The 19,346-nt window shown below is 66.0% G+C and carries 15 protein-coding genes; 12 read left to right on the top strand and 3 right to left on the bottom strand.

Annotated elements, in window-relative coordinates; translation table 11 throughout:
- The first annotated feature begins 480 nt into the window (after nucleotides 1–480).
- The 11 genes from VZC37_RS13295 (at nucleotide 481) to VZC37_RS13245 (ending at nucleotide 15,023) form a co-directional block, all read left to right on the top strand.
- Nucleotides 481–1,515, top strand: coding sequence for an NAD-dependent epimerase/dehydratase family protein (locus VZC37_RS13295; protein WP_330433027.1), 1,035 nt, complete (start codon nucleotides 481–483; stop codon nucleotides 1,513–1,515).
- Nucleotides 1,512–2,693, top strand: coding sequence for a DegT/DnrJ/EryC1/StrS family aminotransferase (locus tag VZC37_RS13290; protein ID WP_330433026.1), 1,182 nt, complete (start codon nucleotides 1,512–1,514; stop codon nucleotides 2,691–2,693). Before VZC37_RS13295 ends, VZC37_RS13290 begins: the two co-directional genes overlap by 4 nt.
- A complete protein-coding gene (gene rfbF, locus VZC37_RS13285; RefSeq protein ID WP_330433025.1) occupies nucleotides 2,690–3,460 on the top strand; it encodes a glucose-1-phosphate cytidylyltransferase in 771 nt (256 codons plus the stop codon). The genes VZC37_RS13290 and rfbF overlap by 4 nt, the downstream gene beginning before the upstream one ends.
- 1 nt (nucleotide 3,461) lies before the next feature.
- A complete protein-coding gene (locus VZC37_RS13280; RefSeq protein ID WP_330433024.1) occupies nucleotides 3,462–4,715 on the top strand; it encodes a class I SAM-dependent methyltransferase in 1,254 nt (417 codons plus the stop codon).
- Between the two features lie 12 nt (nucleotides 4,716–4,727).
- Nucleotides 4,728–5,657 (top strand): 2OG-Fe(II) oxygenase family protein, encoded by a 930-nt coding sequence (locus tag VZC37_RS13275; protein WP_330433023.1) that lies wholly within the window; start codon nucleotides 4,728–4,730, stop codon nucleotides 5,655–5,657.
- A 16-nt stretch (nucleotides 5,658–5,673) separates the two neighbouring features.
- Nucleotides 5,674–7,233 carry a lipopolysaccharide biosynthesis protein gene (locus tag VZC37_RS13270; RefSeq protein ID WP_330433022.1) on the top strand — a complete coding sequence of 520 codons (1,560 nt, stop codon included), beginning with the start codon at nucleotides 5,674–5,676 and terminating at the stop codon, nucleotides 7,231–7,233.
- Between the two features lie 72 nt (nucleotides 7,234–7,305).
- On the top strand, nucleotides 7,306–8,067 hold the full coding sequence (locus VZC37_RS13265) for a YveK family protein (protein WP_330433021.1): 762 nt from the start codon (nucleotides 7,306–7,308) through the stop codon (nucleotides 8,065–8,067).
- The gene (locus tag VZC37_RS13260; protein ID WP_330433020.1) at nucleotides 8,064–9,815 is read left to right on the top strand and encodes a WecB/TagA/CpsF family glycosyltransferase; all 1,752 of its coding nucleotides are present in this window, start codon (nucleotides 8,064–8,066) and stop codon (nucleotides 9,813–9,815) included. The genes VZC37_RS13265 and VZC37_RS13260 overlap by 4 nt, the downstream gene beginning before the upstream one ends.
- On the top strand, nucleotides 9,812–11,320 hold the full coding sequence (locus VZC37_RS13255) for an O-antigen ligase family protein (RefSeq protein WP_330433019.1): 1,509 nt from the start codon (nucleotides 9,812–9,814) through the stop codon (nucleotides 11,318–11,320). Before VZC37_RS13260 ends, VZC37_RS13255 begins: the two co-directional genes overlap by 4 nt.
- A complete protein-coding gene (locus tag VZC37_RS13250; RefSeq protein WP_330433018.1) occupies nucleotides 11,320–12,960 on the top strand; it encodes a hypothetical protein in 1,641 nt (546 codons plus the stop codon). The genes VZC37_RS13255 and VZC37_RS13250 overlap by 1 nt, the downstream gene beginning before the upstream one ends.
- Complete coding sequence (locus VZC37_RS13245; RefSeq protein WP_330433017.1) at nucleotides 12,960–15,023, top strand: glycosyltransferase; 2,064 nt, start codon at nucleotides 12,960–12,962, stop codon at nucleotides 15,021–15,023. Before VZC37_RS13250 ends, VZC37_RS13245 begins: the two co-directional genes overlap by 1 nt.
- Before the next feature lie 4 nt (nucleotides 15,024–15,027).
- Here the strand turns inward: VZC37_RS13245 and VZC37_RS13240 are convergent, their stop codons facing one another.
- Nucleotides 15,028–15,996 (bottom strand): glycosyltransferase family 2 protein, encoded by a 969-nt coding sequence (locus VZC37_RS13240; RefSeq protein WP_330433016.1) that lies wholly within the window; start codon nucleotides 15,994–15,996, stop codon nucleotides 15,028–15,030.
- A gap of 198 nt (nucleotides 15,997–16,194) precedes the next feature.
- Here VZC37_RS13240 and VZC37_RS13235 point away from each other — a divergent pair, with 198 nt between their 5' ends.
- Entirely contained in the window at nucleotides 16,195–17,376 is a 1,182-nt protein-coding gene (locus tag VZC37_RS13235) for an EAL domain-containing protein (RefSeq protein ID WP_330433015.1), read from the top strand.
- A 25-nt stretch (nucleotides 17,377–17,401) separates the two neighbouring features.
- Here the strand turns inward: VZC37_RS13235 and VZC37_RS13230 are convergent, their stop codons facing one another.
- Complete coding sequence (locus tag VZC37_RS13230) at nucleotides 17,402–18,370, bottom strand: 1,4-dihydroxy-2-naphthoyl-CoA synthase (protein WP_330433014.1); 969 nt, start codon at nucleotides 18,368–18,370, stop codon at nucleotides 17,402–17,404.
- A gap of 22 nt (nucleotides 18,371–18,392) precedes the next feature.
- A complete protein-coding gene (gene speB, locus VZC37_RS13225) occupies nucleotides 18,393–19,346 on the bottom strand; it encodes an agmatinase (RefSeq protein ID WP_330433013.1) in 954 nt (317 codons plus the stop codon).

The raw sequence follows: 19,346 nt of genomic DNA, 5'->3' as shown, positions 1-19,346 counted from the left end.
GTGCGTTGGGTAACCCCTGGTCCCTGAGGAAGGCCGGAGCTTGCGGAGGCCTGTCACGAAGGGCCCCTTCGTGACCCTTCGATACCCTTCGATACGCTCGCAGGCTCGCTACTCAGGGCGGCGCGCTCGCAAGCTCGCTCCTCAGGGACCAGTTGTGACGCTCGCGTGATCGGTGGTGACGCTTACGTGCACGCTCTTCGGGGGTGCGTCGATGCCCCCTAGCAGCGCACACAACGGTTGACTGTCAATTGTCACTCGGAATCTGATTGTGGCCCGCGGTGGCTGTCCATACATTTGGACCTGACCACTTCTTCGTCGAGCCGGTTCATCGCCGAGCCGTACTCGACCATGCCCACATCCTTTCGTCCAGAATCCCTGGAGGACAGTAAATTTGACGTGCCACAAATATCCGCAGACACCGTGTGATCGCCTCCTGGGTTCGAGTTGTCCTGGACCGCAGAGTGTTTGCGAGGTGCGGTGATGAAGGTTTTCGTCACCGGACATCTGGGGTACCTGGGATCGGAGATGGTTCCGGTTCTGCAGTCGCGCGGGCATGACGTGATCGGCTTGGACACCGACCTTTTCGGCAACTGTGACTTTCATGGCACACCGGTCGACGTCCCGACGCTGAACGTCGACATGCGCGACGTGACGGCCGCCGATCTGACCGGACTCGACGTCGACGCGGTGATCCATCTCGCCGCACTGTCCAATGACCCACTGTCGGATCTCGATCCGCAACTGACGTACGACATCAACCTCGACGCGTCGGTGAGTCTGGCCGAGGCCGCGAAATCGGCCGGTGTCCGTCGCTTCCTGTTCTCGTCCTCGTGCAGCCTGTACGGCAAGGGTGGCGACGCGGAACTCGACGAGAACGCCGAGTTCAATCCGGTGACGCCGTACGGGGAATCCAAGGTGCGAGTGGAGGAGGAGCTGCACACGCTGGCGTGCGACACGTTCTCGCCGGTGTACCTGCGCAACGCCACCGCCTACGGACTCTCGCGTCGGCTGCGAGCCGACATCGTCGTGAACAACCTCGTCGCCCACGCAGCCACCTCAGGGAAAATCCTGATGGAAAGCGACGGCACACCATGGCGACCGTTGGTCCACGTCCTCGACATCGCCGATGCGTTCGCCGCGGTGCTCGACGCGCCGGCCGAAACGATCCACGATCAGGCCTTCAACGTCGGCCGCGCCGGTGAGAACTACCAGGTACGTCAGATCGCCGACATCGTGGCCGACGTCGTCCCCGACTGCGCCGTCGGATTCGGCATGAACGCATCACCCGACATCCGCGATTACCGGGTCGACTTCACCAAGATCCACCGCATGGTGCCCGGCTATCAGCCGCAATGGACCGTACGTCGGGGTGTCGAGCAGCTGTGGGCGGCCTACCGCCAGGGCGGGATGACCGCCGACATGTTTGCGGGACCGTCCTATATCCGGTTGCGCGAGATCCAGCGGCTGCGCGCCACCGGGTCGCTGGGGACCGACTTGCGTTGGAGTGCAGCATGACCGAGCTTGCCGATCTGTCCACGCCGGTCGTCTATCCGACCGGCCCGCGCATCCCGGTCGCCGGCCCCTGGGTCACCGACCTCGAGGTGCGCTACGTCAGCGAAGCCGCCGCCAACGACTGGTATGCCGATGCCGGGCGATCGGTTCCGCTGTTCGAGCGTGAGTTCGCCGATCACCTCGGTCGACGCCACGCGATCGCCGTGCCGCACGGCACGTCCGCGCTGTACCTCGCGATGCTGGCACTCGGCGTGGGACCCGGCGACGAAGTGGTAGTGCCCGAGGCGACGTGGGTGGCCTCGGCGGCGCCCATCGTCTACCTCGGTGCGACCCCGGTGTTCGCCGACATCGATCCGCACAGTTGGTGTCTCGACGTCGACTCCCTGCACCGCGTCATCGGACCGCGAACGAAGCTCATCGTCACCGTCGACCTGTACGGAAACACCCCCGACATGACGCGGATTCGAGAAGTGGCCGGCGACATCCCGATTCTCGAGGACGCCGCCCAGGCGATCGGTGCGTCACGAAACGGTGTCCCGGCGGGAGCTCTGGGTGACATCGGCGTCTTCAGCTTCCACGGAACCAAGACGATGACGACGGGCGAGGGCGGCATGGTCGTCACCGACGACGACGAACTCCACGAACGGATGTCGCGCATCCGCGATCATGGTCGCACATCTGCCGACCACAAGTTCTTCGTTACCGACGAGATCGGCCACAAGTTCCGGATGAGTAGTCTGCAAGCGGCTTTCGGCCGCGCCCAGCTGGCCCGCATCGACGAACTGGTGGACAAGAAGCGGGAGATCTTCGACTGGTATGCGCAACGGTTGGCCGGCCTGCCCGGCGTCACACTCAACCCGTCGCAAGCCGATGCGGTCAACACCTGCTGGATGGTCACGGCGGTGGTCGACCGCGCCCGCGGGTTGTCCACCCGCCGGATGATGGAACTGCTCGATCGACACCAGATCGACAGCCGGCCGTTCCTGCCGCCGCTGAGTTCGCTGCCCGCGTTCGACGGCTATCAGACCGCCGCTTCTGCTGCGAAGAACAATCCCGTCGCCTACGACATCGCTTCGCGGGCAATCAATCTTCCGTCGGCGCTCATGCTCACCGAGGACCAGGTCGAGGCAGTGTGTACCGCCTTCGTCGAGATCCTCCACAACGGAGAGGACCCATCGTGAAAGCAGTGATTCTCGCGGGTGGACGCGGGACGCGGATCAGCGAGGAATCCCAGACTCGCCCGAAGCCGATGGTGGAGATCGGCGGACGCCCGATCCTGTGGCACATCATGAAGATCTACAGCGCCGCCGGCATCAACGAGTTCGTGATCCTGCTGGGCTACCGCGGATACATGATCAAGGAGTACTTCGCCAACTACTTCCTGCACATGTCCGACATCACCGTCGATCTCGGCGACGGCGCCGTCAGTACCCACAGCTCCAAGTGCGAACCGTGGAAGGTGACGTTGCTCGACACCGGGATGGAGACCATGACCGGTGGCCGCCTCCTGCGGGCGCGTGACCACATCGGCGACGACACCTTCACCTTCACCTACGGCGACGGCGTCGCCGACCTGGATGTGCGCGCGGTGATCGACGCCCACGAGCGCAACGGCACGGTCGCGACGGTGACCGCGGTGCAGCCGCCGGCACGGTACGGAACGCTCGACATCGAGGACGGACTCGCCCAGTTCCAGGAGAAGCCGCACGGCAGCTCTGGCTGGGTCAACGGTGGCTTCTTCGTCGCCTCACCCAAGCTGCTCGAGTACATCGACGGCGACGACACGATCTTCGAGCGGCAACCGCTCGAGAAGCTGTCGGCCGATGGTCAGCTGTCGGCGTACCAGCACGGTGGCTTCTGGCGCGGCATGGACACCCTGTGGGACAAGGTGATGCTCAACGACCTCTGGGATAGCGGCAAAGCCCCCTGGAAGATCTGGAACGACTGAGATGACATCACCCGTATGCCGGTCGTGCTGGACCGAACTGACCGAGACATTCTGTGACCTCGGACTGTCGCCGATGGCCAATTCGTATGTCGCACCCGAGAACACGGACCGAGGCGAGATCTTCTACCCGCTGCACGCGTACGTCTGCAGCGAATGTCTGCTCGTGCAGCTCGGGGAGTTCGAGACCCCCGAGGAGATCTTCTCCGACTACGCGTACTTCTCCTCGTACTCGTCGAGTTGGCTGGAGCATGCGCGAACCTACGTCGAACAGGTGACCCGCCGCTTCGACATCGACTCGTCGACGCGGGTGATGGAGATCGCCAGCAACGACGGCTACCTCCTGCAGTACTTCGCGCGCAACGACGTCCCGGTTCTCGGCATCGAACCAGCAGCGAATGTCGCAGAAGTGGCCCGTGCCAACGGCATCGACACTTTGGTCGAGTTCTTCGGCACCAAGCTCGCCGAGAAGCTGGTCGACGAGGGCCGACAGGCCGACCACCTGATCGGCAATAACGTCCTGGCGCATGTGCCGGACCTCAACGACTTCGTTGCCGGGATGAAACTGCTGCTCGCGCCGGACGGTCGGATCACGATGGAGTTCCCACATCTGCTGCAGCTGATTGCGCACTCCCAGTTCGACACGATCTATCACGAACACTTCTCATATTTCTCCCTGCACTCGGTCACGCAGGTCTTCGCCCGGCACGGTCTGCGACTGTTCGACGTCGATGAGGTGTCCACCCACGGTGGCTCGTTGCGCATCTACGCCTGTCACGACGACTCCGACCGCTACGCGCCGTCGGAGCATCTGGAAGCGCTGGCACGCAGGGAATCCGAATCCGGCCTCGACCAGTTGGACGGCTACCGCGGCTTCGCGCGTTCGGTCGAACGCACCAAGCGTGAGCTGCTGAGCTTCCTCATCTCAGCACGGGAACGCAACGAGCGCGTGATGGCCTACGGTGCACCGGCCAAAGGCAACACGCTGCTCAACTACTGCGGCGTGGGCCGCGACCTCATCGACTGCACCGTCGATCGCAACCCGCACAAGCAGGGCAGGTACCTTCCCGGAACCCGTCTGCCCATCGAGGATCCCGCGTTCATCGCGACGGCCAAGCCCGACTACGTGCTGATCCTGCCCTGGAACCTGCGCGACGAGATCGTCGAGGATCTCGCGTTCATCCGTGAGTGGGGCGGCCAGTTCGTCACACCCGTACCGCATCTCGAGATCTTCCGCCCTGCCGCCGTCGACCAATAGTCAGGAGCTCTCATGCCATTCGTCGTATCCACCGAAGCGGCTCTGCCCGACCACATCCGCCGTCGACAACTCTATGCCGGGACGGTGTTCTGTCTACCACCCCGCGATTCCATCAAAGCCATGGCCGATTTCGCTTTGGAGATGGTGTCGCGGGCGTTCGACGGACGAGACCCGTTGACCGCCCACCAGGACATGGGCGTCGAGGAGTACGTGGGTGTGCTGGCCGCGCTGAAACCCGCGTTCACCCACCACCGGCGCTGCAAGGAACTGTTGCGGGAGATCCTGCTGGATCTCGGAGCCGACACGTCGAAGACCTACTTCGACGTGCCGAAACTCCGGGTGGTACCCACCGCGAGCTATCTGTCCTCGGGGCTGGGCTACAACTATGCCGCGCACCGCGACACCTGGTACGCGTCGCCGGACTGCCAGAACAACTGGTGGGTTCCGGTGGCCGGCAACGCCGCAAACACCGGTATGCAGTTCCACCCCGACTTCTGGGGACATCCGGTCGACAACAGCAGCTCCGATTTCGACGCCTACGAATGGAACCGCACCTCGCGACGTGATGCCGCGAAGTACGTGACCCACGATCCGCGGCCGCACCCGAAGGCTGCACCCGGAGCCGAAGGGTCCGCCGTGCGCGTCGTGGGGGATCCCGGTTCCATCCTGTCGTTCTCGGGAGCCCAGCTGCACTCCACCGTGCCCAACGAAACCGACACCGCACGTATCAGTTTCGACTTCCGCACCCTGCACATCGACGACCTGCTGTCCGATGCCGGACCCGTGAACGTCGATTCGCGCTCCACCGGCACATCGGTGCGGGACTACCTGCGCGCGGACACCTTCGAACCGCTGCCGGACGAGGTGATCGCGCGGTACGGCGCCGACGGCAGCGCCGACGGTGTCCTCGTGTTCGATCCCAAAGTCCTCGAAGTCAACTGAACGAGAGTTTCCGCTTGTGGCCCGATCCACGGTCGTCACCGGCGACGACAATCCCGACGTGACGGGGTCGCCGCCCACACAACAACACTCGCTGCGCGCAGGCACCACGGCCCAGATGCTGCCGTTGGTGGCCGGTTACGGCGTCAACCTACTGGTCACCCCCTTCATCGTGCTCCGGCTCGGGATGCACGACTACGGCATTTGGTCGGTGACCGGCGCACTGGCTCAGTACGCCGCGCTGTTCGACCTCGGGGTATCGCGGGCGGTCACCCGCTTCGTGGCGCTGCACCATGCCCGTGGTGAACGGCGCGAAGAACGCGCCGTGCTGGGGGTGGCCCTGGCGGTGACCGCCGGACTCGGAGCCATCCTGATCGCTCTGTGCGCGTTGGCGGCGTATGCGTTCGAGGGTTCGCTGCACACCGGCTCCGTCGGGCTGGCACGCACGCTCCTGTTGGCCGCTGTGGTGATCCTGGTGACCGGCATGCTCGCGCGGGTGATCGCCGCTGCCGCCTTCGGGCGCGGACGCATGATCGCCGGCAATGCTGGGCTGGCCGTGCAGACGGGGTTGATCGCGGTCGGCGGTGTCGTCGGTTTGATCGTGGAACCCGAACTCGCCACGTTCGCGGTCGCCAGCGCACTGGGCGGGGTCATCGGGCTGGTGGTGGTGATTGCCGCCGTGCTCATCGACGAACGCCACTTCCCCCTCGGCCTCCCGACCGCGGAGATCACCCGCGACGTCATCGCTTTCGGGTTGAAGGGGCAGGTCCTCGGCATCGGCGACATCGTCCTGTTCCAGTCGCCCAAGCTGATCCTGGGGTTCATCGTCGGTCCGGCGGCCGCGGGAGCCTACGACCTCGGCAGCCGGCTGGCGCTCGGTGCGCGGGCATTCGGATCGATCGCCTCGGTCGCCCTCACCACCCACATGACCCGGCGATTCGCCGCCGGCGGCGACGGCGCCGTCCGAGACGCCTACCTACCACTGGTCCGGATCAATTGCGGGGTGTCGATCTTCGCGCCGTTCCTGTTGGTGGCGACATCGGTCAGTGCCATCCCGCTCTGGTTGGGCGAACCCAACAGCGACGTGCTGTGGGCGGCGGTCATCCTGTCGGTGGCGTTCACGTTCAACGTCGCGACGGGAGTCAGCACCGCCGCGACCCTGGCCATCGACCGCATGCGGATGCTGATCTGGTCCGCGGTCGCCTCCTGCGTGCTGGCCCTGGTGTTGGCCATCCCCGCGGGGTTCCTGTTCGGCTATCACGGCGTCGTCGTCGCGGCGGCGGCAGCGGTGATCCTCGGTGTCGCTGTGGGTGTCGTCTTGGTGCACCTGGCGTTGGACGTGCCGATCCGCGACTACCTGACCAATGTCGCACCCGGCTATGCAGCCGCCGCAGTGGGGCTGATCGCGTCGGTGCCGATCGGCATCCTGGCGCAGCCCACCACCCGTGAAACGGCAATCCTCCCGTTCCTTCTCTCGGCAGCCGTGTTCACGACGGCCTATGTAGCCGTCGCCGCTGCGCTCAAGACCCTTCCGCAGGTACGCGGTCGGAGACAGCAACCGGATCGACAGCCCACATGACCGACCGAGTTCATCGGACCACCGCGCCGAACCCTGGACCGCCGAGGCGCCATCGTAGGAGGAGACCGAGCCATGAATCGTGGTGACCTGTACCGCACCCTGCGCATGGGCAGTCTCAAATGGATTGTCGCGGCGGCTGTGTGTCTGCTGTGCGTGGCCGCCGCCGCGGTGGGCAACGCAACTGCGGCACGCGAATACACCGCCGTGTGCCTGCTGTACGCCTCACCGGCCGCAAGCGGAACACCGGGTGAGTCCTACCAGGGCTCACTGTTGGCCCAGGACCGCGTGATGTCCTATCGGGATCTCGCCCTCAGCGATCGGGTCTCGGAGAAGACCATCGCCTCGCTCGGGTTGGACATGAGCGTTCCGGAGCTGCAGAACCGGATCGGTTTCGAGACCCAGCCGCAGTCGGTGGCCATGGATGTGAGCCTCACCGGCGCCTCCGCCGCCGAAGCCGTCCGGCTGAGCCGTGAGGTCTGTCAGCAGCTCGTCGAGGCCGCCCGATGGGGAGACTCACCCGACGATGGTGGCGGTCCGATCGTGGCGCTCCGAATCCTGCAGGAACCGCTGACGCCCGAGGGGCCTTCCTCGCCGAACACCGGGCGCAATCTCGGTATCGGACTGCTGGCCGGGCTACTGCTCGCCGCCGCGGTCGTCCTCGGCTGGGGGCGCGTCGAGCGCTCGCTCGGTGACCGCACCTCCGAGTCCGGTGATTCCGAAACCGATTCCAGTGCAGAGCCTCTGCAAGCCGAGGAACCGAAGACCGACGAACTCAACGGGCACACCTGGCCGAACGGTCACTCGCCCCTGGACCGAGAGGACGCACGGTCATGACAAGTGAGGCAACGGTCATCGACCTGTCGATCACCAGAACATCAACGGTGACGACGTGGCTCAACCACCACAGCGCGTTGGTGGCCGACTGGGATGCGGTGGCCCAGGCAGATGCGGTGGGTGTGGACGGGACATTCCTGCAGCTGATGCTGAGCCTGCAGGGGGCATCGGTCACGCGGTCCTCAGCGGATCTGGACCTGCCCAACATCCTGCGTGAGCGACATCGGGAGGGCCGGACGATCGCCTTCGTGGGTGGTGGTCTCGGCATAGCGAAAGCCGCAGCCGAACGCTTCTCCGGCGTCGTGCTCGCCGTGGACGGATACGACGGGGTCGCCGACCATCCGCGACTCGTGCAGCGGCTGCGGGCATCCGGCGCGACGGTCATCGTGCTCGGCATGGGATCACCGGCACAGGACCGGATAGCGATCCGCCTGCGCGACGACCTGCAGGGCGTGGAGATCTACACCGCCGGAGGCTGGTTCGACCAACTCGCGCACGCCGAGAACTACTTCCCGCCGATGGTGCACGCACTGCGACTGGGGTGGCTGTGGCGGCTGTGCCATGAGCCTCGGCGGCTCGCCGGACGGTACACCGTCGAACCGTTCGTGGCCGCCGTTCGGCTGCGGAACGTGGCCCGTCGTCTCGAGATGTCCGGGCTTCGGCTGTACAGCGACAAGCGCTTCTTCGTCCACCGGGACCCCGTCGATGAACCGGACGTCGTCCAGGTCGTCACCCAGCTCGAACGGGCGGGTGCCCAGACGTTGTCGTGGTGGATCGAGAATCAGGCCAGCGGTACCAGCGGGTTCCGATCGTACTTCCTGTACAACAAGTCCGGCAGCGATCTGTTCACCGGTTCCCGGTGTCTTGCCGACTCCCGGCCGGGATCGCCGCGCGGGTTGATGACGATGCTGCGCAAGCTCCGCAACCTGATGCAGGGACGCGACGTGGTGATCGCGCACACCCACTATGCGATTGCCGCGGTGATCCTCATGTCGATGTCGATGCGGCCGGCTGCGCGCCCGAAGGTGGTGGCCGTGCATCACTGGCCGATCGAGCGGTATCCGCGTTTGGCTGCGAAGGTGTACTCGCTCGGTGTGCGCAAGGCGCTCATCGACGAAGAGGTCTTCGTCTCGCCGTCTGTACGCCCCGACCCCGATCGGGGGGTGGTGATCGAGAACCCGGTCCCGCTTGCCGCGTATGGCGCTGCGGCGCGACGCCGCGAGGTGGATCTGTTGATCGTGGCCCGACACTCGGCCGAGAAGTCGGTGTCCACGGCGATCGATGCATTGCAGTACTTGCCCGGCCGCACCCTGACCCTGGTGGGTGAGGGGCCACTGACCTCCGAACTCGAGGCACACGCGCGGGCGGCAGGGGTCGAGGAACGGGTGGTGTTCGCCGGACCGCAGCCGAACACCGAGGTCAGGAAGATGATGGAGCGCGCTTCCGCCCTAATTCTGCCCTCACGGTGGGAGGCCATGCCGATGGTGCTGCTCGAAGGTATCGCCTGCTCGGTTCCGTTGGTGGTCAGCGCAATCCCCGCTCACGGGTTCGTGTCCGACTCGGGTGCGGCGTTGGTCTTCGAGGTCGACGATGCACGCGGACTGGCCGCATCGGTACGCAGCCTTGATGACGAGGTCACCCGGAAATCCCTGGATGCCGGTGTGCAGGCGGTGCGCGACCGTCTCTCCGAACCGGCCGTCGCCGAGCGGTGGCTGACCCTTGTCGACGACATTCTGGCACCGACATGACCAGTGCAGCATCGGTATCCGGGGGCCTGCGCTGGGTCGCCCTGGCCGGTGGTGCGCTCCTGGCTGTGGTGGTGCCGCTGGGATTGGGTCACGTCGATGCCGCGGTGGCCATTGCGGCCGTCGTGGCGGTGGCGGTCTGCGTGTGGCGCCGTCCCGCCACCGTCGTGGACGCGGTCATCGTCGTCACGTTCATCACCGTGCCGGCATCGGTTCCCGACGGTGTCCGGGTCGGCGGACTGTTCGTCTACTTCCACGAATGCGCCCTCCTGGCCGCCGTGATCTACGCCGGTTACCGGCTTCGTTCGGCCGGGACTCTCGGGCGTCGAATGCTGTTGTCGCCGACAGCGATCGCCTTCGTCGTGTTCGTGATGTCGCTGGTGTTCGCGGCGGCGCACGGGCTGATGTCGGGACTGGCGATCCGTGACATCCAGTACGACGTGCGGCCGGCGGTGGCGCTGGCCGGGGCGGTGTTCGTCGCCGCGGTGATCGTGGGCATCGGTGAGGTGGGCCGGTATGTGCCCGCACTGTTGTTCACCCTGTCGGTGTCGGCCTTCGCGATGCTCGTGTCGTCGGTCACCGGCTTCGCGTTGGCCGGGCGCCAGGAGGCTGCACAGCTCTACACCGTCACAGGTCGCTTGGTGGCCGGCGGGTCGGATGCGCACCGCCTGCTCACGTCCACCACCCCGTTGGCGCTGGCCGTCACGTTGATCGCGGTCGCGATGCTGCTTGTCGGCGCCGGCCGCACAAAGGCCGTCACGGCTCTGCTGATACCTGCGGTGGTGGTCGACTTCTTCAGCTTCTCGCGCAATGTGTTCCTGGGCCTGGTGATCATGGTCGCGGTGGTACTGGTCGCCGCCGCGTTGAACGGGATGTTGACCCGGGTCGTGGTGCGGATATCGGTGACCGTCGCGGTGCTCGCGGCCACGCTGGGACTTGCATTCGTCGGCGCGGGCGCCATGGGGGCGGGTCAGTGGGCGCAGAGCCAGGTCTCCGGCTACTCCCATCGAGTGTTCGCCGGCCTCGACGAATCCACCCGGACGGTCGACTCATCCACTCAGGACCGACGGCAGGAGAACCGCTACCTCGCCGAAAGTGTCAGCGACAGGGAGATTCTGGGCAACGGGCTCGGCTTCCGGTACAAGCCGCCGATGGGCGTGGCCGACGAGTTCGCAGCCAACGAGGGGCAACTGTACGCGCACAACTACTACGGCTGGTTACGGACAAAGGCGGGACTGGTGGGCTTGGCGGCATTCGTCGCAGTGCTCGTCACCTGCCTCCTGCCGGTGATGATCCGCCGATGGCGAGACGGCCCCAGCATCGCGGTCGCCGCGACCACGGCGGGCCTTGCGGCCATCATCGCGGTGTCACCCATGCCCAACGACCACGGGGGCTCCATCGTATTCGGCTGCCTGCTCGGCTACGCTATCGCCAGATACGCTCGCGGGCAACGTCCGACGACTCCACAGACGGCACCGCCGGTGGAGATCCGGACGGGAGCGGCGTAGTGGGGCTCACCCGCCGCCGACTCCTGCAACTCGCCGCGGGCGCGGTTCCCGCTGTCGTCGTCGGATGTGCGGCGACCGCGCGTGATGTCACCGAGCCGAACGATCCCACGCGAATCCTGGACCTCGACGGCACGCAGGCGTCGTTGGATCAGGTCGACGGTATCTCGGTGATCAGAAACCAGGTCACCGGTGGTGTGGGTGGACCGGCCCAGGTGGCGAACTCGACGGTGCCGCGGCCCTCGGGGACCGGCTGGCGGTTCTCGCCCACGGATGCCATGGTGGCCGACCTGCCGGCACTGACCGAATTCGGTCTGATGGTGGTGGTCGATGCACGCAGCGGAGGCACCGGAACGATCTGCGCACTGACCGACGCCCGGAACAACGAACTGAGAGTGGTACTCGCCGCACCCGACACGCTGGCCGTGTGGTCGCGGGGTAGCGAGCTGATGCGAATCCGAGATCCATCGATCATGCTGCGGCCCTTCGCCTTCGCGGTCACTCTCGACGCCTCGCGCACCGCGTACGGATTCCTCAACGGTGTCTACGTGGCGAGCTTCACCGACCGCATAGGCCTGAAGGCGGTCCGGCGGCTGTCGCTGGGCGCCGTCAGTGGGAACTCGTCGTTCGCCGGGGTGCTGCACCAACTGCGGTACTGGGATCACGCGGTGTCGGGTACGACCTTGCGGCGCAACTTCGATTGGCTGGGTGCCACGTGGGGGGTGGGGATCGTCCCGCTGATCGGCGGCCGAGTCGGCGCCGCGATGCCGGTTCCGACGGGACTCAAGGGCAGTTCCGTGGTCCCGCGTGCCGTCGACATCGTGAACGGCTCTGCCTGGCAGAACTTCTGGAGCCGATGGGACTGGCAGTGGGTGCGCGAGTCGATCGATCTCGCGATCGAGGTGGGTTCGCGGTCGATCCGGATCATCGGTGACGTCGGCGCCCTGCTGCTCGGCAGGATCGACTCCGCCACCTACCGGCGCCGACTCGATCAGCTGCTGGACTACTGCCGTCGGCGGGGATTGACCGTCTATTACTGCCTTCTCGATCTTCGGCACACACCGTTGGATCGGTTGGCGGAGGTGGAGCCGCTGGCGCGGATGATCGCGCGCGGGCTGTCGCGGCATCCCAACGTGGTGGCGGTCGATCTCTGCAACGAGGTGTCGGTGATCTATCCGCAAGTGCCCGAACCCGTTGTGTTCGGGTTCATCGCCCGGTGGGCGTCGACGATCCGGAGCGAGACTGAGCTGCCGCTGTCGGTGTCCGACATCCACACCGGCGAGCTGATCGACAAGATCACCGACCGGGCGGCCATGAGTCGATGGCGTGAGGTCGTCGACTTCTTCGACGTCCACGTGTACCGGCCCCCGACAATCCGTGCCGGCACCAACTTTCTCGCGCCGTATGAACTGGCCACGGACATCCCGTTGGTGTTCGGTGAGGCGGGCGCGAGCCGCGACGAGGACGCCGATCGGGTCGACGTCTACCGGAGTATCGACAACTTGGCGAACTCGTCGGACCGTGTCCGCGGCGTCTACCAATGGGGGTTGATCAACGATGAGTACGGGCTCATGACCGAGACCGGCCGGGTGCGGCAGAACGACGTGATAGCGGTGTGGCGGACATTCGAGCCGAGGAACTGATGACCGACAGCAACCGACGCGACGTCCACGTGGCGATCGTCAACTACTTCACCTCCGGGTATCTGGCCGTTCTCGTCTCGCAGTTGTTGGCCGACGGGGCGGCATCGGTGACGATCCTCGACAACAGCTGCGACGACGGGGAATGGGACGCACTGTCGGCGCTCGCGACGGGCCGACCGGGCGTCACCATGCTCCGGAGCCCGCGCAACGTGGGTTTCGGTGGTGGACACAACATCATCGTGCGGCACCTGGGCAACCTCGCCGACGATGAGGTGCTCTGTGTGCTCAATCCCGACACGCGGATGGAGCCGGGGTGTTTGCGGGCGTTGTCGGATGCGCTGGACGAGATGGCGCCCGACTGTGTCGTCTCACCGGTCATTGTCACCGGCGACCCGACGGCTCCGGTGGTCTGGTTTGCCGGCGGGGACATCGACCTGCGGCGCGGCGTGGTCACTCATCGCGGCTATGGGCAACCGCCGCCACCTCGAGACGGTGCGGTGTACCAGGCCGGATTTCTCAGCGGTGCGGTGATGGCGACGACGCTGCGGGTATGGCGCAGTGAGCCGTTCGACGAAAGCCTGTTCCTGTACTGGGAGGACGTGGATCTCGCCCTTCGCTGGCAGGAGCGTGGCGTCATGCTGGCAGTAGCGCCTCGCGCCCGCGTCTGGCACCAGGAAGGCGGCTCGCAGACCCACGTCGGTGACCAGCACGGCGCCGTCTATCACCGCTACATGAACCGCAACCGCACGGTGGTTCTCGCCGCGCACATGGGGCTGTTGTCGCTGCTCGTCGGTGCCGGTGCGAAACGCACTGCCGGCCAGCTGGTGTGGCCGTTGCGGGAACGTCGATGGCGCGGGGGTGCTGGGGAGTGTGTCGCCGCCCTCGCCGGGTTGCTCGAGGGTATGCGCATGGCGTTACGACAGGCCAGGACACGCCGACGTGAGGCCACCACAGTCGCGGTGTTCGCCCCTACCGCAGCCGGCGGCCATCCGGAGTATGTCCGCAAAGCGCTGGACGGCGTCCTCGACTCGGGTGAGGACATCCGGTTCGTCTGGCCTCGCCGCCCAGACCTCGAGGATCGCTTCGTCTCCGATCGGATCAGCCAGCCCGTGGCGATACCGGCGCAACGCCCGAGAACCGATCTGGGATCGACGTGGCGATGGGTCTGGGAACGCGCGCGGCCGTGGCGCCGACATGACATGGCGTTCTGCCTGTTCCTGCTGCGTACCCGAGACATCGACGTCGTTTTGCTGGAGGAGATCCAGCGTTTCACGCTGCCACTGGTGGTGCGGCTGTCGCGAATCCGGGGTAGGCGAGTGGTGGTGCGGCTGCACAACATTCGTCGGCACGACTACACCGGGTCGACGATCGACGCCGTCGACGAATGGATCACCGGCCGGGGCTTGCGGGCAGCGGACTCGGTGCTGGTGCACACCGAAGGCAACTGCGAGGTTGCCGCTGCACGGTACGGCCTGACGCGTGTGAGTGTTGTCCCACACGGAATTTCGTCTGTTTCGAGAGCGGGATCGCCACCCGCCGGTTCGCCGACTTTTCTGTTCTTCGGCGAGATCCGGGCGAACAAGGGTGTCGATGTCCTCGTGCAGGGTTTCGCGAAGTACTCGGGTGAGAGCGCGCTGGTGATCGCCGGTCGTGCCGAGGACTCGGTGCGGGGGGTCATCGTCGATGCCGTCGATCGGGATGACCGCATCGAATGGATCGACGGTTTCGTCGAACCCGAACGGGTACCCGGGCTGTTCGCTCGCGCACAGGCTGTTATCTTGCCCTACACCGACTTCGAAGCACAGAGCGGAGTGCTGCACATGGCGATCGAGTACGGGGTGCCGGTGATCGTTTCCGACGTCGGCGGGCTCGGCGAGACGGTGCGCGCGCTCGGCATCGGCCTCGTCGTGCCGCCCCGGGATCCGGTTGCGCTGGCCGACGCACTCACCACGGTGGAGGAGTCGGAGCGCAACCACGGCTTCCGGCGTGCCGTCGTCGCCGCGCAGCGGTCGCTGGACTGGAGCACCATCGGGCCGGCGCTGTCGTCGATCCTGCGCGGGTAAGAGGTCAGGATTCGCTGTCACCGAATGTCAGCGGTGCACGCCGCGCCGTGGCGGCCAACTGCCGACCGAGCCGTTTCAGCAATATGCGACGTTGCTCTGCGGGGTTGCGCATCACGTCTCCGGGGACATGCCGTAACGACCGCAACCACAGATTGAATGCGTGTCGCCGTAACGATTTGTCGAGCTCCGGGCGTTGCACCAACCCGGTCATCACCCACATCCGGTCGATGGACGGGGCGCCCTGATGGATGTCGGTCTCCGAACCGGCATGGTGCCAACGGACGGTCAGCGGTTCGTCCACAAAGGCGACGTCGCCCAAGGCCATGACCCGTAGCCATGCGTCGATGTCCTGCAGCTGCGGTACGTCAGGTCGGAATCCGCCCGCTGCGATCAGTGTTTCGCGTCGCACCATCACGGCGGTGGGTTCACCGATCGGATTGCCGCCACCGCCGGCGTCGAGGTGCCGGCGGATGAGCTCCTGGCCGTCGTTGAGTGTCGATAGGGGCGCCAACGATGTCTCGAGTCGAGAGAACTGTGCTTTCCATTCGGCGTCTTCGCTTTCCACGGTGCGCGGGGCGAAAGCCAGACTCACGGTCGGATCGTCGAAGTAGGGCAGCAGTCGTTCGAGGCAATGCGGCAGCAGCCAGTCATCGCCGTGGACGAACTGGACGATGCTGCCGCGGGCGAGTTCGACGCACCTGTTGTGGTTGCCCACCAGCCCGACGTTGTGTTCGTTACGCACCAGTCGGATTCGCGGATCGTCGAAATCCCGTACTCGCTCGGCGGTCTCGTCGGTGGAGGCGTTGTCCACCACCAAACACTCGAAGTCGCCGTACGACTGCGACAGAACGCTTTCCAGGCATTTCGCAACGGTGTCCGCGCTGTTGAACAGCGGTATGCACACACTCAGACGCTGCACTCCGACCTCCGTCTGGGCTGCATCGATGAACCGGTCATTGCTGCACTCGATCATAGCCTGCACCGCCGGATTTGTTGGCGTGTAGGGGTGCATGACCAGTTGCATCGATGAGGTGTGGGATTCGGTGAGTGTCAACCAAATCCGTACCATTGACAAGAACAACGGCAGGAGCGGTGTCCCCAAAGATGGGGTCTAGGATTTAGACTGTGAGGACTGGCTGACCGGGGCCAGAATACAGGGACGGGGACGCCGGTGACAGAAGAGGGATATGCGGCGATGACCGCAATCGCGGTGGCCGCAGACCCATATCACCGGGCGGCGGTGGCCTACGGGCAATCGGAGTCGGCTCAGATCGCCGACGAATTCGTTGATCAGGTGTTGCGGCCGGTGAGCCCGGCCGCGCGGTTCGAGAAGCGGTCGGCGTTCGAATGGCTGATCTGGCTATCGGCGTCTGACCCCGGCTTGGGAGGACTCATCGACGCCGCGCGCGGCAACCTGGAGTCTCGTCGGGTGGAACACGATGGCGTGGCACGGTTTCTCGACGTCTGTATGGGGATCGCGGTCGGCGCTGAGCTAGCCGACGCGGTCACGGTGGCAGCCATCACCGACTGTGCCGACGCGGCCCTGTCGACCGCGATCGTGCAGCATCAGACCGTGGTGTTCGCCGACTCGATGGCGCCGGAGCAGATTCGGAAGGACGTCGACATCGCCACCCGGCTGAGTGGATCTGACGGGAACGATTTCGTCCTTCACTATCAGCCGATCGTCACCCTGTCGGATCGCCGGACCGTGGGATACGAGTCGCTGCTGCGGTGGAACACCGAAGCCGGACTGCTGTCACCGGATGTGTTCCTCGCTGTGGCGGAGGACACGTCACTGATCGTGCCCATCGGCAGGCACGCGATCGACGACGCTGTCCGGACTCTCGCAACCGAGGTTGCACCCACGATCGGCGATTCCGCCTTCGTCTCGCTCAATCTGTCGGCGCAACAACTGTGGGACAGTACGATCGTCACCTTCGTGCAGGAGCGGATCGAGGCGAATGCCGTGGAGCCCGAACGGGTCTGGATCGAGATCCGGGAGAACGAGGCCGTCGACCTCGGCACCCCCGCGGCGCGCGCCGTTCAACAGCTCCACGAGATCGGATGCACCATCTGCATCGACGATCTCGGCTCCGGATTCTCCGCCCTCCGGTACGTCCGGGACCTACCGGTCGACGTGGTGAAGGTCGACAAGACGTTGATCGATGGCGTGCTCGACGACTCGGCCAGCGGCGCGGTGGTACATGCCATCTGTGACGTCGCACAGTCGACGGGCATCGGCATGGTCGCGGAGGGTGTGGAAGACCAGGAGCTGGTACCGGCACTCACGGAGCTGGGGTTCGAGTTCGCCCAGGGGTATCTGTTCGGGAAACCGTTGCCGCACCCGCGGTGACCTGCGCTGTCCGCGCGAGGTCGGCTCAGTAGTAATACGGAAACGCTTCCCAATCTGGGCTGCGCTTCTCCAGGAACGCATCCCGACCTTCCACCGCCTCGTCGGTCATGTAGGCCAGGCGGGTGGCCTCGCCGGCGAACACCTGCTGGCCCATCAGGCCGTCGTCGGTGAGGTTGAACGCGAATTTCAGCATGCGCTGTGCGGTGGGGGACTTGCCGTTGATCTTGCGGGCCCACTCGATCGCCGTGTTCTCCAGGTCGGCGTGCGCGACAACACGATTGACCGCGCCCATCTGATGCATCGTCTCGGCGTCGTAGGCCTCACCGAGGAAGAAGATCTCACGGGCGTACTTCTGCCCGACCTGCTTGGCGAGGTAGGCGCTGCCGTAGCCGGCGTCGAAGGAGCCCACGTCGGCGTCGGTCTGCTTGAAGCGGGCATGCTCGCGGGAGGCGAGGGTGAGGTCGCAGACGACGTGCAGCGAATGCCCGCCGCCCGCGGCCCAGCCGTTGACCACGGCGATGACGACCTTGGGCATGGTGCGGATCAGTCGCTGGACCTCGAGGATGTGCAGGCGGCCGCCCTCGGCCTTGACCCGCGCCTCGTCGACACCCTCGACGCCGGCCGCGGTCACATCGGAGTTGTGATCGGTGGCGTACTGGTATCCCGACCGCCCGCGGATGCGCTGATCGCCGCCGCTGCAGAACGCCCAGCCGCCGTCCTTGGGGCTCGGGCCGTTGCCGGTGAGCAGCACGGTCCCCACGTCGGGGGAGCGGCGGGCGTGGTCGAAGGTGCGATACAGCTCGTCGACGGTGTGCGGGCGAAACGCGTTGCGGATCTCCGGCCGGTCGAACGCGATGCGGACGATGCCGTTCTCCCGACCCTGGCCGACGTGCCGGTGGTAGGTGATGTCGGTGAGGTCGTCGAACCCGGCGACGGGCGCCCACTGGGACTGATCGAACGGGTTGTCGGTGGCCGCGGCGTCGGGTGCACTCATGGGATCGAGCCTAGTTCCAGGGTCAGCTCACCCGATTCGCGGCCAGTACCGACAGCAACTCGTATCCGACATGTGCGGCGGCGATGCCGGTGATCTCGGCGTGGTCGTAGGCGGGGGCGACCTCCACGATGTCCGCGCCGACGATGTCGAGGCCGACCAGGCCGCGCAGCGTGTTGAGCAGCTCCCGCGACGTCATTCCGCCCGCCTCCGGGGTTCCGGTCCCGGGTGCGTGCGCGGGGTCGAGCACGTCGATGTCGATCGACAGGTAGACCGGCCCGCCGGCCATCCGGCGGTGGATGCGCTCGATGATGCTGCGGACCCCGTCGAACTGGTAGTCGTCGGACCGCACGATCTGGAACCCGAGCACGCCGTCGGCCTCGAGGTCGGCCTTGCCGTAGAGCGGACCGCGGATACCGACGTGCATCGACCGTTCCATGTCGATCAGGCCTTCCTCGCTGGCCCGCCGGAACGGGGTGCCGTGGGTGAACGGCGCACCGAAGTAGGTGTCCCAGGTGTCGAGGTGGGCGTCGAAGTGCAGCACGGCGATCTTCCCGCGCTCCTTGTGCACGGCACGCAGCAGTGGCAGCGCGAGGGTGTGGTCGCCGCCGAGGGTGAGCAGCCGGGCGCCATCAGCGGTGAGGTCGGTGGCGGCGTGCTCGACGGTGGCGAGCGCTTCGACGATGTCGAACGGGTTGACCGCGATGTCACCGGCGTCGGCGACCTGCTGGACGTCGAACGGCGCGACGTCGAGCGCCGGGTTGTAGGGCCGTAGCAGCTTCGACGAGGCCCGGATGTGGCCGGGACCGAAACGTGCGCCGGGCCGGTAGCTGACCCCGCTGTCGAACGGGATACCGATGATCTTCACCGCGGCCGACGGCACCTCGTCGAGCCGCGGCAGCCGCGCGAAGGTCGACGGTTCGGTGTAGCGCGGGGTGGTGCTGGCATCGAGCGGTCCGCGGATCAGGTGAGCGGTCAT

The sequence above is a fragment of the Gordonia sesuvii genome (assembly GCF_036350415.1).
GTDB classification, from domain to species: domain Bacteria; phylum Actinomycetota; class Actinomycetes; order Mycobacteriales; family Mycobacteriaceae; genus Gordonia; species Gordonia sesuvii.
Note: the sequence above shows the minus strand (reverse complement) of the source record. Positions and strands in the feature narration are given on the sequence as shown.